This window comes from Hydrogenophaga aromaticivorans (genome assembly GCF_013387465.1).
GTDB classification, from domain to species: domain Bacteria; phylum Pseudomonadota; class Gammaproteobacteria; order Burkholderiales; family Burkholderiaceae_C; genus Hydrogenophaga; species Hydrogenophaga aromaticivorans.
This window is the reverse complement of the sequence record NZ_VYGV01000012.1, coordinates 281,526-295,359: the sequence shown is the minus strand read 5'-3', so window position 1 is coordinate 295,359 and position 13,834 is coordinate 281,526. Positions and strand designations below refer to the sequence as shown.

Annotated in this window: 12 protein-coding genes; 4 read left to right on the top strand and 8 right to left on the bottom strand. The window is 66.4% G+C overall.

The window, feature by feature from the left end; genetic code table 11:
- Positions 1 to 63: 63 nt before the first annotated feature.
- Positions 64 to 483, bottom strand: coding sequence for an Lrp/AsnC family transcriptional regulator (locus tag F3K02_RS14765; RefSeq protein ID WP_177136369.1), 420 nt, complete (start codon positions 481 to 483; stop codon positions 64 to 66).
- A gap of 153 nt (positions 484 to 636) precedes the next feature.
- Here F3K02_RS14765 and F3K02_RS14760 point away from each other — a divergent pair, with 153 nt between their 5' ends.
- Positions 637 to 1,734: an ornithine cyclodeaminase gene (locus F3K02_RS14760; protein ID WP_177136368.1), complete on the top strand. Its 1,098-nt coding sequence runs from the start codon at positions 637 to 639 to the stop codon at positions 1,732 to 1,734.
- A gap of 12 nt (positions 1,735 to 1,746) precedes the next feature.
- On the opposite strand, the gene F3K02_RS14755 is transcribed toward F3K02_RS14760, so the two are convergent.
- From F3K02_RS14755 to F3K02_RS14745, 3 genes are all read right to left on the bottom strand, one after another.
- Positions 1,747 to 4,020 carry a nitric oxide reductase activation protein NorD gene (locus F3K02_RS14755; RefSeq protein WP_177136367.1) on the bottom strand — a complete coding sequence of 758 codons (2,274 nt, stop codon included), beginning with the start codon at positions 4,018 to 4,020 and terminating at the stop codon, positions 1,747 to 1,749.
- Between the two features lie 16 nt (positions 4,021 to 4,036).
- Entirely contained in the window at positions 4,037 to 4,840 is an 804-nt protein-coding gene (locus F3K02_RS14750) for a CbbQ/NirQ/NorQ/GpvN family protein (RefSeq protein ID WP_177136366.1), read from the bottom strand.
- A 345-nt stretch (positions 4,841 to 5,185) separates the two neighbouring features.
- The gene (locus tag F3K02_RS14745) at positions 5,186 to 6,565 is read right to left on the bottom strand and encodes a ribulose-bisphosphate carboxylase (RefSeq protein ID WP_177136365.1); all 1,380 of its coding nucleotides are present in this window, start codon (positions 6,563 to 6,565) and stop codon (positions 5,186 to 5,188) included.
- Between the two features lie 162 nt (positions 6,566 to 6,727).
- Here F3K02_RS14745 and F3K02_RS14740 point away from each other — a divergent pair, with 162 nt between their 5' ends.
- On the top strand, positions 6,728 to 7,648 hold the full coding sequence (locus F3K02_RS14740; protein ID WP_177136364.1) for a LysR family transcriptional regulator: 921 nt from the start codon (positions 6,728 to 6,730) through the stop codon (positions 7,646 to 7,648).
- 30 nt (positions 7,649 to 7,678) lie between these two features.
- Here F3K02_RS14740 and F3K02_RS14735 read toward each other — a convergent pair whose 3' ends face one another.
- On the bottom strand, positions 7,679 to 8,992 hold the full coding sequence (locus F3K02_RS14735) for a hemolysin family protein (protein WP_177136363.1): 1,314 nt from the start codon (positions 8,990 to 8,992) through the stop codon (positions 7,679 to 7,681).
- Between the two features lie 9 nt (positions 8,993 to 9,001).
- Between F3K02_RS14735 and F3K02_RS14730 the strand changes: the two genes are divergently transcribed.
- Complete coding sequence (locus F3K02_RS14730) at positions 9,002 to 9,841, top strand: symmetrical bis(5'-nucleosyl)-tetraphosphatase (RefSeq protein ID WP_177136362.1); 840 nt, start codon at positions 9,002 to 9,004, stop codon at positions 9,839 to 9,841.
- A 5-nt stretch (positions 9,842 to 9,846) separates the two neighbouring features.
- Here the strand turns inward: F3K02_RS14730 and F3K02_RS14725 are convergent, their stop codons facing one another.
- The 3 genes from F3K02_RS14725 to dcd form a co-directional block, all read right to left on the bottom strand.
- Positions 9,847 to 11,340, bottom strand: a complete 1,494-nt coding sequence (locus F3K02_RS14725) for a DEAD/DEAH box helicase (protein ID WP_177136361.1) — start codon at positions 11,338 to 11,340, stop codon at positions 9,847 to 9,849.
- 133 nt (positions 11,341 to 11,473) lie between these two features.
- Positions 11,474 to 12,373, bottom strand: a complete 900-nt coding sequence (ypfJ, locus tag F3K02_RS14720; protein ID WP_177136360.1) for a KPN_02809 family neutral zinc metallopeptidase — start codon at positions 12,371 to 12,373, stop codon at positions 11,474 to 11,476.
- 106 nt (positions 12,374 to 12,479) lie between these two features.
- Positions 12,480 to 13,055: a dCTP deaminase gene (gene dcd / locus F3K02_RS14715; protein ID WP_177136359.1), complete on the bottom strand. Its 576-nt coding sequence runs from the start codon at positions 13,053 to 13,055 to the stop codon at positions 12,480 to 12,482.
- Positions 13,056 to 13,215: 160 nt separating this feature from the next.
- Between dcd and F3K02_RS14710 the strand changes: the two genes are divergently transcribed.
- Positions 13,216 to 13,815: a GbsR/MarR family transcriptional regulator gene (locus F3K02_RS14710; protein ID WP_177136358.1), complete on the top strand. Its 600-nt coding sequence runs from the start codon at positions 13,216 to 13,218 to the stop codon at positions 13,813 to 13,815.
- The last annotated feature ends 19 nt before the right edge of the window (positions 13,816 to 13,834 follow it).

The following is a 13,834-nucleotide window of genomic DNA, read 5'->3' as shown; positions in this document are numbered from 1 at the left end:
GGGTCTTTTTGTTGGCGCGCTCAAGATCGCTGCCGGAACACCGGGAGGCGGCGCGCGCCCTGTTCAGCGGTAGCTGGCGAGGTGGATGCTGGTCTCGGTCGAGCGGATGCCACTGATCAGGCGCACGCGCTCCAGCACGTCGGACAGCTCTTTCATCGAGCCCACCTCCAGTTCGGCCAGCAGGTCCCAGCGGCCATTGGTGTCGTGCAGGGCGGCCACACCCGGCTCACCCAGCAGGCTGGCGATCACCAGCCGGGTCTGGTTGCCCTCGACCTGCACGCTCATCCAGGCGCGGATGCGCTCGGGCTGCGACTCGGGCCGCAGACGCACGGTGTAGCCCACGATCACCTGCGTGTCTTCGAGCTTGCGCAACCGGTTGGTGACGGTGCCGCGCGACACCTGGAGCTTGTGGGCGAGGTCGGCCACGGCGAGGCGCGCGTCCTGCCGCAGCAGGGCGATGAGTTGCTGGTCCAGCTGATCCATGGTCAAAACGCCAATCAAGGTTGCCGAATTGGCCGATTTTCTGCCATTTCTTTACTTTGTTGCCGATTTTCATTGTTGCGCAGCAGCGGCAAACTCTTGGGACCGGTTGGCGGACGTCTGTTCGCACCGTTTTCCGCACCCCAAGAGACGACCATGAAGAACACCGCACTCACCCAATTCCGCGACACGGGCACCCTGTACCTGAGCGCACCCGAAGCCGCCGAGCTGGTCCGCCGCCTCGGCCTGCCGCACTGCCTGCAGCACATGGCACAACACATCCGCGCCGACTTCCTGCGCTGGGCCGATTTCGACAAGACCGCCCGCGTGGCCGCGCACTCGAAAGACGGCGTGATCGAACTCATGCCCGTGGCCGATGACCACCGCTACAGCTTCAAATACGTCAACGGCCACCCGGGCAACACGCGTTTCGGCATGTCCACCGTGATGGCCTTCGGCGTGCTGGCGGACGTGGACACCGGCGCCCCGCTGTTCCTGAGTGAGCTCACACTCACCACCGCGCTGCGCACCGCCGCCATGTCGGCGCTGGCCGCCCAGACACTGGCGCGCCCCGACAGCCGCGTGATGGCGCTGATCGGCAACGGCGCGCAGAGCGAATTCCAGGCCCTGGCCTTCCAGCACCTGGTGGGCATTACCTGCCTGCGCGTGTACGACGTGGACCCCGCCGCCAGCGCCAAGCTGGTGGCCAACCTGCAGGGCAGCGGCCTGCACATCACGGTCTGCCAGAGCACGGCCGAAGCCGTGAAAGGCGCCGACATCGTGACCACCGTCACCGCCGACAAGGCCATGGCCCTGATCCTCACGCCCGAGATGATGGAGCCCGGCATGCACCTCAACGCCGTGGGCGGCGACTGCCCGGGCAAGACCGAGCTGCACGGCGACATCCTCGACGCGGCCAAGGTGTTCGTGGAATACGAGCCGCAGTCGCGCGTGGAAGGCGAGATCCAGCACCAGCCCGCGGACTTCGCCGTCACCGAACTCTGGCAGGTGCTGCGCGGCGAACGCGCCGGGCGCGACAGCGCCGAGCAGGTCACCGTGTTCGATTCGGTGGGCTTCGCGCTCGAAGACTTCTCCGCCCTGCGTTTCATGATGGACAGCGCGGTCCGGCTGGGCATGGGCGAGCGCATCGCGCTGATCCCGCAGCTGGCCGATCCGAAAAATCTGTTTGGCATGCTGGCCGCACCGGTGTCCGTCTCGGCACGGCTGGAGCAGATCGCCACCACCGCGCAGTGAACGGCGCGCGCTTCAGCGCGTGAGCGACATGAACAGCTGCGGCAACCGCTCAGGGAGGCGCTGCACGTTTTCAATCACCGTGTGGCGCCCACCGAAGATGTCGCCCACGTAGGCGTCGGCTTTCGGGTCCAGGCTGATGCAGTGGGTGTAGATGCCTTCCTGCCCCAGTTCGCGCACGGCCTCGCGGGCATCTTCGATCAGCGTGCGCTCGTCGGGGGTGTCGATGTCGCTGGGCTGGCCGTCGGTGAGGATCAGCAGCAGCTTCTTGTCCGCCTGGCGCGCACCCAGGTAGTGGCCGGCGTGGCGCAGGGCCGCGCCCATGCGCGTGGAGTAGCCCGCCTCGATGCCCGCCAGGCGGCCTTTCACCTCGTCGTCAAAACCTTCATCGAAACCCTTGATGTGCTGGTAGCGCACATCGTGCCGGGTGTTGGAGTGGAAGCCCGCGATGGCGAAGGGATCGCCCAGCTGTTGAATCGCCCAGGCCAGCAGGGTGACGGCTTCGCGGCTGAGGTCGAGCACGGTCTGCTCACTCCCCGCGGCTGGCTCGTTCAATGACTGCGACAGATCGAGCAACAGCAGCACCGCGATGTCGCGCCCGTCGGTGCGGTGGCTCATGTTGATGCGCGGGTCGGGCGCGGCGCCGCTCTTGAAATCGATCAGGGAGCGGATCGCCACGTCCAGGTCGAGCTCGCTGCCCTCTTCCTGGAAACGGATGCGCACTTTGTCCTGCGGCTTGAGCAGATCGAGCAGGCGCTTGAGCTGCTTGGCCAGCGCCGCGTGGCGCGCGAGGATGCGGTGGATGTCGGCGGGGTTGCCGCTGGGTTGCAGGCGCTCGTAGAGGCTCACCCAGTCGGGCCGGTAGGTCTGGCTGGCCGGGTCCCACTCGGGGTAGTGGCGCGGCGGCAGGCCGGGCACATCGGGTGGGGTCTCGCGCTGCCGATGGTCATCGAAGCTCTCTTCTTCGTCACCGGCCTCGATGTAGATCCACAGGTGGCGGTTGTCGTCGCGGTAGTCCACCTCGGTGTCGGTAAAAAACACATTCGGCTGCTGGTCGCTCTGGCGGCGGATGCGCGCCACGCACGAGAGCGCGAGGCTGGCCATCTCTTGCGTGCTCGACTCGCCGGCGGCCAGCGCCTGGTGGAAGCGCTGGCGGAAATCGAGCAGGTCCGGGTCGGTGTAGCCGTGCTGCGCATCGAGCATAGCGCGCGAGAGCATGGCCAGGCGGTGGCGCAGGCACGAGTGTGTGGCCGGGTCGCAGGCGCCCTCCGTCGGGCGCGGGTGCAGGCGCAGCAGCGTGCCGCGCAGGCCGGGGTATTCACGCAGCAGCAGGGTGTCGATGCGCGCGTCTTCAAACATCTCCACCGCCAGGCGCTGGAACGGGCTCCAGTTGTCGGCCACCTGTGGCTGGCTCCAGCGGCGGTGGCCGGCCATGTGGGCGAGTGCGGCGCGGTAGCGGTCGATGCCACGCACGCCGCCGCGGTCTTCGTACACGTCGGGCAGGCGGATGCCCAGCGCGTCGAAATACGGCTGGCTGTGGCGCGGTGCGCTGGCGCTGTCGTCGCCCAGGTGGGCCGTGGCGTAGGGCACGAGCAGCGCTTCTTCTTGCCACAGGGCCTGCAGGTACAGGTCGAGCACGCGCGTGTGGTCGGCCAGCAGGGTGCCGCGGCGCTCGCGCTGCAGCACGGCCTTGGCGTCGGCCGACCTCAGGCTGAAGTAGTCACGCTGGCGCTCGGGGTGGTGGTGGTAGTTGCGCACGCCGTATTCGACCCAGCGCTTGAGCCCGCCCACGCTGAGCAGGCCCAGCAGCTGCGGCGCACGCTCGAAGAACAGCGGCAGCCCCGGGCTGGCGAAGGTCTTGTGATGGCCGTGGATGGAGCCGGTGGTGCGCTCCATGAAATCGAGCGAGAGGCTCAGGTAGCGCTGGAACGGTTCGCGCGAAGGCAGGCGCCGCGCGACGGCGGCCAGGCTTTGCAGAAAGGGCGTGATGGCCTTGCCGTTGGGCGACTTGTAGAGCGTGTGGATGGTGGCGGTGATGGCGGGCAGCGCGTCTTCACCCAGTGAGCGCGCGATCTGCGGCCACTCGGCCAGAAAGATCAACATCGGCTCGACGCCGCGGCCCAGCTTGCCGAGCGTGCGCGCGTAGTCGATGTAGGCGTCCAGCCCCTCAGGCGAGAGCACGCGCACCGCTTCGCCCAGGCAGCTTTCGAACACCGGCTCCACTTCGGGAAAGCGCGTGTCGAGCCGGGCGCGCCAGGCCTGCAGGTCGTCGGTGGCGGCGGTGGTCATGCCGGGCTCCGGGGGGTCAAGCGGCGTCAAACACGGCGTCGATCGCGTGGTCCAGCGTCTCGCGGATGTCGGCGTCGTCGGTGATGGGCCGCACCAGCGCCATGCGGCAGGCATCGCGCGGCGCCACGCCGCCCTTCATGAGCGTGGCGGCGTAGACCATCAGGCGGGTGGAGATGCCTTCGACCAGACCGTGGCCCTTGAGGTTGCGCGCGGTGATGGCGATCTTCACCAGCCGGGCGGCGAGTGCTTCGTCGATGCCGGTTTCGCTGGCCACGATGCGCGCTTCCTGCTCGGGTGGCGGGTAGTCGAAATCGAACGCGGCGAAGCGCTGTTTGGTCGATGGCTTCAGGTCCTTCATGAGGTTCTGGTAGCCGGGGTTGTAGGAGATGACGAGCTGGAAGTCCGGGTGGGCACGCACCTGCTCGCCCTTTTTGTCCAGCGGCAGGGTACGGCGGTGGTCGGTGAGCGGGTGGATCACGACGGTGGTGTCCTGGCGCGCTTCGACGATTTCATCGAGGTAGCAGATGGCGCCCATCCGCGCAGCCATGGTGAGCGGGCCGTCGAGCCAGCGCGTGCCGCCGGCTTCGAGCAGGTAGCGGCCCACCAGGTCGGACGCGGTCATGTCTTCGTTGCAGGCGACGGTGATGAGCGGGCGCTGCAGCTTCCACGCCATGTATTCGACGAAGCGCGACTTGCCGCAGCCGGTGGGGCCTTTGAGCATGACCGGCAGGCGCGCGGCGTAGGCGGCTTCGTACAGCGCAACCTCGTTGCTTTGCGGCTGGTAGTAGGGTTCTTGTTCGATGCGGTAGTCGGTGGTCATCTCTTGTCTCCGATTGACTGGGTCCTTGCTGGGGTCCGTGATGAAGGCACTTCGCTCCGCGTTTGGAGCACTGGGCATCCAACTACGCTCATGTCCCCCGGGTCGGGCTGCGCCCGCCCCTCCTCCTTGACTTCGCTGCGTCGGACACCCAGCGCTCCAAACGCCAGCACCTGGGCTCTGATCCGACCTTCGAGCACCAAAGCTGCTTCGGCCTCGGGGCCGCTGGGTGTACTGCAAAGCGAGGTAAAGGAGGAGCCGGCCGCAGGCCGGCGGGGGACACGAGCGTCGCAGTGCGCCCAGTGGCCCCGAGGCCGAAGCAGCCGCCCCGCAAAAGAAACGGGGGATTTACTTGTGCGAACCGAGCTTCTCGCGCCAGCCAGGGTACAGCTTGTCGGCGTCACCAGGGAACGAGGCAAACGCGCGGGCGAATTCCTTGTGCTCCTTGGCGTAGGCGATCGGGTCGGCGCCCGACTTCCAGCACTCGTAGGACTGGCGCAGCGAGATCGCACCGGCGGCCGGTGAATCGATGTGGCCGTAGGCGCCGCCACCCGAGGTGTTGATCACGTTGCCGTGACCCAGGTTTTCAAAGAAGCCCGGCAGACGCAGCGCGTTCATGCCGCCCGAGATGATCGGGGTGGTGGGCTTCATGCCGTACCACTTCTGGTAGTAGACCGGGCCCTGGGCTTCGTCGCGCTCGATCATGTAGGCGATGTTCTTGTCCGAGTTCTCGCCTTCCATCTTGCCGTAGCCCATGGTCCCGACGTGGATGCCTGAGGCACCTTGCAGACGCGAAATCTTGGCCAGCACGAAGGCGGTGTAACCGCGCTTGGCGCTCGGGCTGGTGATCATGCCGTGGCCGGCGCGGTGGTAGTGCAGGTACTGACCTGGGTACTGGCGGCGGGCGGTGGTGATCATGCCCGGACCACCCACGAAGCCGTCGACCAGGAAAGCCACCTTGTCGGCGTCGGGGCCGAAGGATTCCAGGATGAAATCGGCGCGGGCCAGCATTTCGTAGTGGTCGTCGGCGGTGATGTTGGCCGAGAAGATCTTGGCCTGGCCGGTTTCGTCCATGGCGCGCTTCATGGCGTCGTACACCATGGGGTAGACCTTCTTGGCCGGACAGAACACCTGGTTGCCCTGGGGTTCGTCGTTCTTGATGAAGTCACCACCCAGCCAGAACTGGTAGGCCGCGGCCGCGAACGGCTCGGGACGCAGGCCCAGCTTGGGCTTGATGATGGTGCCGGCGATGTAACCGCCGTCCTTCATCGGACGACCCAGGATGCGCCACAGGTCGGAGATGTCCTTGGACGGGCCGTCAAACAGCTGGATGGCGCGCTCGGGGAAGTAGATGTCGTGGATCTTGCCGTGCTCGATGTCGCCCATGCCCTGGTTGTTGCCGATCACCAGCGTCAGGATCGACACCATCATCATGCGGCCGTCGGTCATGTTGCGGTCGAACAGGTCCATCGGGTACGCGATGCGCATGTCTTCCGTGGCTTCGTCAATGTAATACACCAGCGCGTCCAGGCCCTTGGTGAAGTCGTCGGTGGTGCTCACTTCGACGTTGGTGCCGGTGGACGACTCGGCGGCAAAGTGGGCGGCGGCCTCCAGGTAGCCGTGGCCGGCCTTGGGCTTCATCTTGTAGGCCACGAGGATGTGTTTGCCGCCGGCGATCAGGTCGGCTTCTTTCAGGCTGAGGTCGGCGTAGCGGTTGCTTTGGTCCATGAGGGTCTCCGGGGATGTCTAGAGGGTTGCTGTCTCGGTGTTGATGGATGCCCCGGGTTTTTGATCGGGGACAGACGGATTGTTGAGCCGCTGAAGAATAAATAAAAGTAAAATGTTTTTACTGTTACGTTAGATTTTTATCTATCAATTCCGGAGACCCGAATGAACCTGCGCCACGCCACCCTGCACCAGCTGCGCATCTTCCTGGCCGTGGCGCGCCACAACAGCTTCGCGCGTGCGGCCGAAGAACTGCACCTCTCGCCGCCCACGCTGTCGCTGCAGGTCAAGCAGCTCTCGGAAACGGTGGGCCAGCCCCTGTTCGAGCAGCTGGGCAAGAAGATCTTTCTCACCGCCACCGGCCAGACCCTGGCCGACGCCTGCGCCGACATCGAAACCCGCATGGAGCGCCTGTCGCAAGACCTCGCGGCGCTGCAGGGCGTGGAGCGCGGTAGCCTGAAACTCGCGATCCTGACGACGGTGAAATACACCGTACCCAAGCTGCTGGGCGGCTTCTGCGCGGCGCACCCGGGCATCGAAGTGGCCATGCTGGTGGGCAACCGCGAGAACCTGTTGCAGCGCCTGGCCGCCAACCAGGACGACCTCTACATCATGGGCCAGCCGCCCGAGAGCATGGACGTGGTGAGCGAGAACTTTGCCGACAACCCGCTGGTGCTGGTGGCGCCACCCGACCACCCTCTGGTGGGCAAAAAGAAGATCGCGCCCAGCCGGCTGAAGAACGAGCCCTTCATCCTGCGCGAGCCGGGTTCGGGCACGCGGCTCACGGCCGAGAAGTTTTTTGCCAGCCAGGGCGTGACGCTGAAGAACCGGCTGGAGGTTGGCAGCAACGAGGCCATCAAGCAGACCGTGGCCGGTGGCCTGGGCCTGGCGGTGCTGTCGGCCACCACGGTGGTGTCGGAACTGGCACTGGGCGAGCTGGTGCTGCTGGACGTGGTGGGCTTTCCGCTGATCCGTCAATGGCACGTGGTGTACCCGCGCGGCAAACGGCTGTCGGCTGCGGCGCTGGCGTTCAAGGACTGGCTGTTTGAGCACCGGCCCGTGGGTCCCGCCCAGCCACCCGCCTGAGCCGCTGACCCGGCCCGCGGGCACCCCCGCTCAGCGGGTGTCTTCGGCCAACGCTTCTTCGCCTTCAGGCAGGTGCGAAATCAGGACCTGATCGATGCGCCGGCCGTCGAGCACCAGCACCTCGAAGCGCCAGCCCGCGCAATCCACCGTGTCGGCCTGTGCAAGCAGATCGCCCGCCACCGTCTGCATCAGACCGGCCACGGTGTTGTAGCGGCCCTTGTCCTCGTCGGGCAGTTCCTCGATGTCCAGCCGTGCCTTGAGTTCGGCCACCGGCATGGCCCCGTCCACCAGCCAGGCACCGTCCTCGCGCTGTGTGGCCCAGGCGTCCAGCGCCTCGTGGGGCGAGAGTTCGCCGGTGATGGCTTCGAGCATGTCCAGCGGCGTGAGCAGCCCCTGCACCACGCCGTATTCGTCCACCACCAGCACCATGCGCGTGGAGCGCTCGCGGAACTGCTCCAGCAGCTCCATGCCCGAGAGCGTCTCGGGCACGAACACCGCCGGCTGCACGTGCCGCATGATCGGCTCGTTGTTGCCCTCGGCCTGCAGCGCCAGCATGCGCGGCAGGTGGATCACACCGACCACATCGGCCAGCCCGCCACGACAGACCGGGTACCAGGAATGACCGGTGGTCCAGGCCCGCTGCACCGCGTCGTCGATGGCGCTTTCCGCATCCAGCCATTCGATGTCGGCGTGCGGCACCATGATGGAGGTGAGCTGGCGGTCATCGAGCTGGAACACGTTGCGCACCATCTGGTGTTCGTGCTCCTCGATCAGCCCGGCGTCGACGCCCTCTTCCAGGCTGGCGTTGATTTCTTCCTCGGTCACGTGCTGCACGGCGTTGGTGTCGACGCGCAGCAGCTTGAGCGTGCCCTGCGTCGTCACCGACAGCAGCAGCACGAAGGGGCGCGCGATTTTCGCCACCCAGGCCATCGGCCGCGAGACCCAGCGCGACACCGTTTCCGGATACAGCTGGCCGATGCGCTTGGGCACCAGTTCGCCGAACACGATGGTGATGAAGGTGATCACCACCACCACCACCGCGGTGGCGCTCACGCTGGCCGTGGCCGCGGTGAGTCCCAGGCCCTGCAGCCACGCTCCCAGGTCATCGCTGAAGGCGGCTTCACCGACGATGCCGTTGAGCATGCCGATCGAGGTGATGCCCACCTGCACCGAGGAGAGGAACTGTGTCGGATTTTCGAGCAGCTTCAGTGCGGTCTGTGCGCCCTTGTCACCGGACTCCGCCATGGCCGACAGGCGGGCCTTGCGGCTGGAGGCCAGCGCCAGCTCCGACATGGCAAAGGCACCGTTGAGCAGGGTGAGAAAGATGATTAAGAGGGTATCCATAATGGGCGCATGGCACTTTACATGATTGGCGACGTGCAGGGCTGCGACGAGGCCCTCGGACGTCTGATGGACGAAATCGGTTTTTCACCCAGCCGCGACACGCTGTACCTGCTGGGCGACCTGGTCAACCGCGGTCCGGATTCGCTGGCGGTGTTGCGCCGGCTGATGGCGCTTGAAGGTGCGGCGCATTGCCTGCTGGGCAACCACGACCTGCACCTGCTCGCCGTGGCGCACGGCGTGCGCAAGCCGCACCGCAGCGATACCTTGGCCGACATCCTGAACGCGCCCGATCGCAACGACCTGCTGGACTGGCTGCGCACACGCTCCATGGCGCTGCAGGTGCACGGCTGGCTGATGGTGCACGCGGGCGTGCTGCCGCAGTGGGACGCGGCGCAGACCCTGGCGCTGGCGGGCGAGCTGGAGGCGGCGCTGCGCAGCGCGGACTGGGGCGTGTTCCTGCACGGCATGTACGGCAACCAGCCCGATTTCTGGAGCGACGGCCTGCGCGGCGCGGCCCGGCTGCGCGTGATCGTCAACGCGCTCACGCGGCTGCGCTTCTGTTCACCGCAGGGCGTGATGGAATTCGACACCAAGGACAGCGCGGACAGCGCGCCAGCGGGCTTCATGCCGTGGTTCGAGGTGCCGGGGCGGCGCACCGAAGGCACACCGGTGGCGTTCGGCCACTGGTCCACGCTGGGCGCCGGTGCGCAGCGCCCGGGTGTGTTGGCCCTGGACACGGGTTGTGTGTGGGGAGGCTGCCTGACGGCGGCGCGACTGGGGGCGCAACCGGGCGAGGTCGAGCGCTTTGCCGTGCGCTGCCCGCAGACCCGCAAACCGGGCAAGGGCTGATGGATTCAGCTGTTGTCGGTCACAGGGGTCACAGGGGCCACCGGCGCGCTCTTGAACAGCGCCGGCACCTTCTTGCGGGTCTTGATGTTGGGCGACAGGCGGCTGGCCGGCTTCTGCGCGGCTTCCCAGGACGGCGTGGCCTCGGCGGCCAGGCTGGGCTCGTAAGGCTTGTCGAACAGGGGATCGGCAGGCGCACGGGGTGCGCGCACCGGGCGGCTGGAAGGCGCACGCGCCTCACGCTCGGGACGGCTGCCGCGGCTGCCGCGGCTTTCGCGGATGTCGCGCTCTTCGCGCGCCGTTTCGGGCTGCTGCCAGGCGCGCTGGCCATCGTTGAAGTGACCGGCCGGGCGCTTGTCCGCTTCGAGTTCCAGCGCTTCGAGCTCCAGCTTCTTGCCCAGCAGTTTTTCCAGATCGCCCATCAGGCGCGTATCGCGCCCGCTGACAAACGACACCGCCAGACCCGACGCGCCCGCGCGGCCGGTGCGGCCGATGCGGTGCACATAGTCTTCGGCGTTGAACGGGATGTCGAAGTTGAACACCGCCGGCACGTCCTTGATGTCCAGGCCGCGTGCGGCCACATCGGTACACACCAGCAGGTCGACCGCGCCGCTCTTGAAAGCTTCGAGCGCCTTCAGGCGTTCGTCCTGGCTCTTGTCACCGTGCAGGGCCGTGGTGTTGAGGCCCTCGCGCTCCAGCGAACGCGCCAGACGCGCACAGCCGAGCTTGCTGTTGACGAACACGAAGGCCTGCTTGAGGCCGCGCTCGCGCAGGATCTGCTTGAGCACGCCGCGCTTGTCGTCATCTTCCACGCGGTAGAAATGCTGCTCGACGGTGGACGCGGTGGCGTTGGAGCGGGCGACCTCGATGGTCACCGGGTCCTGCAGGTAGCTGTTGGCCAGGCGCTTGATCTCGGTCGAGAAGGTGGCCGAAAACAGCAGCGTGGTGCGCTGCTTGGGCAGGAACGAGAGGATGCGCTGCAGGTCGGGCAGGAAACCGATGTCGAGCATGCGGTCGGCCTCGTCGAGCACGACGTATTCGACCTGGTTCAACACGCAGTTCTTGGCTTCGATGTGGTCCAGCAGACGCCCCGGCGTGGCCACCAGCACTTCAACACCCTTCTTCAGCTCGGCGGTCTGCGGCTTCATGTCCATGCCGCCGAACACCACGGTGCTGCGCAGGTTGGTGTACTTGGCGTAGAGCTTGACCTGTTCGGCCACCTGGTCGGCCAGCTCGCGCGTGGGCAACAGCACCAGCGCGCGCACCGGGTGGCGCGCGGGCGAAGTGGACGTGTTGTCGTGCTTCATCATGCGCTGCAGCAGCGGCAGCGTGAAGGCTGCGGTCTTGCCGGTGCCCGTCTGGGCGGCGCCCATCACGTCACGTCCCTGCAGCACCACGGGGATGGCCTGCGCCTGGATCGGCGTCATGTTCTCGTAGCCCATTTCGGCCACGGCGCGCTCCAGCGAAGGAGAGAGAGAGAGTTGGGAGAAGGATAGGGTCATTTCAATGCGCGTTGCGTATTCATGCGCGCTGGGAGGGCTTTAGCCCGCTATTGTCGCACTTTGGGCGTTTTTCACCCAGCCCGGGCAGGGAAGCCCCGGCCGGCCCCCGTCCGACGCCAAACGCCAGGGAATCTCAGATCTGGCGCGCGTTGAAGGTGTCGCAGGCCTTGACGCTGCCGGTTTCGAGCCCTTTGTGGAACCAGCGCTGGCGCTGCTCGCTGCTGCCGTGGGTGAAACTGTCGGGCACCACCTGCCCCTGGCTCTTGCGCTGAATGGCGTCGTCACCGATGGCGGCGGCCGCGTTCAGCGCCTCTTCCACGTCGCCCGGCTCCAGGATGGCGTTGGTCTTGTGGTTGTGGTGCGCCCAGATGCCGGCAAAGCAGTCGGCCTGCAATTCCAGCCGCACGGACAGCGCGTTGTACTCGCGCTCGCTCACGCGTTGCCGGGACTGTTCCATCTGCTGGGTCAGGCCCATCAGGTTCTGCACATGGTGGCCCACCTCGTGCGCGATCACGTAGGCCTGGGCAAAGTCGCCGGGCGCGCCGAGCTGGCTGCGCAGCGTCTCGTAGAAGCTCAGGTCGATGTAGACCTTCTGGTCACCCGGGCAATAAAACGGGCCCATGGCCGACTGGCCGGTGCCGCAGGCCGTGGGCACAGCGCCGCGGAACAACACCAGGCGGGGCTTCTGGTACTGCGAGCCGCTCTGCTGGAAAACCGTCATCCACACATCTTCGGTGCCACCCAGCACGGCGGCCACGAACTGGCCCATTTCATCGGTCGGTTTGCCCGCCGGGGCCGATGCCGGCGCGTTCTGCGTCTGCGACGGTGCGAGGTCGCCCGCGCCGCCCAGGAAGCTCAGGATGGTCATCGGGTTGATGCCGAAGATCCAGCCGCCGATCAGCGCGATCACGATGGTGCCCAGGCCGATGCTGCGTCCGCCAGTGCGCCGACCTCCGCCGCCGAACATGCCGCCCCCCGATGAGGAGCGGCGGTCTTCAACCTGGTCCGACTGGCGGTTGTTTCCCCATTTCATGGTGCGTTCTCCTCGGGTCTGGCGACACAGCCAGACCCATTATGCAAAGCTCCAAACAAAAAGCGCTGCCGGGGGCAGCGCTTCCGTTGCGATCGGTGTGGCGATTTCAGGTCTTGGGCAGCGTCACACCCACCTGGCCCTGGTATTTGCCGCCGCGGTCCTTGTAGCTGGTCTCGCAGACGTCGTCCTTGTCGCTCTCGAAGAACAGCACCTGGGCACAGCCTTCACCGGCGTAGATCTTGGCCGGCAGCGGTGTGGTGTTGCTGAATTCCAGCGTCACATAACCTTCCCACTCGGGCTCAAAGGGCGTGACGTTGACGATGATGCCGCAGCGCGCGTAGGTGCTCTTGCCCAGGCAGATGGTCAGCACGTTGCGCGGGATGCGGAAGTACTCCATGGTGCGCGCCAGCGCGAAGCTGTTGGGCGGGATCACACAGACATCCTTGTTGATGTCCACGAAGCTGTTTTCGTCGAAGTTCTTCGGGTCCACCACCGTGCTGTGGATGTTGGTGAAGACCTTGAATTCGGGTGCGCAGCGGATGTCGTAGCCATAGCTGCTGGTGCCGTAGCTCACGATCTTCTCGCCGGCCGCGTTTTGCCGGATCTGACCGGGCTCGAAGGGCTCGATCATGCCGTGCTCCTTGGCCATGCGGCGGATCCATTTGTCGCTTTTGATGCTCATGCGTGCGTGCTCCGGGCGGTGTTGTTGCGTCCGATTGTAGGCACCCGCCTGTGCCGCACCCCGGACAAGGACCCGGCGCGCCAACGGAATAACCCTACGGATATTCATGTAATTTCAGAATTTTCTGAAATTACAGACACAGCTGCCTAGACTCCGCCCCATGCCGCTGCAAGACCACCTCCCCCCGCTGAACCGCGAATTCGTTGCCCACTTTGGCGAGATGGGCAGCAAATGGGGCATCAACCGCACCGTGGGCCAGATCTACGCGCTGATCTTCATCTCGCCCCGGGCACTCAACGCCGACGAGATCGCCGAGCAGCTGGAGTTCTCGCGCTCCAACGTCAGCATGGGCCTCAAGGAGCTGCAGTCCTGGCGCCTGGTGCGGCTGCGCCACCAGCCTGGTGACCGGCGCGAGTATTTCGAAGCGCCGGCCGATGTGTGGGAGATCTTCCGCGTGCTGGCCGAAGAGCGCCGCCGCCGCGAAATCGAGCCCACGCTGTCGATGCTGCGCACGGCCCTGCTGGAAACGCCCTCGACCGACGCCGAGCGCCACGCCCAGGCCCGCATGCGTGACATGCACGACCTGATCGACCGGCTCATGACCTGGTTCGACGACGTGCAGAAGCTCGCCCCCGAGACCGCCCTGCAGCTCATGGGCATGGGCGCCACCGTGACCCGCGTGCTCGAACTCAAGGACCGGATCACCGGCAAAGGCGCCGCCCGCCCGGCCCGCGCCGACCAGCAGCCCGACGCCGCCTGACGGCCCTTTTCGCCACGCC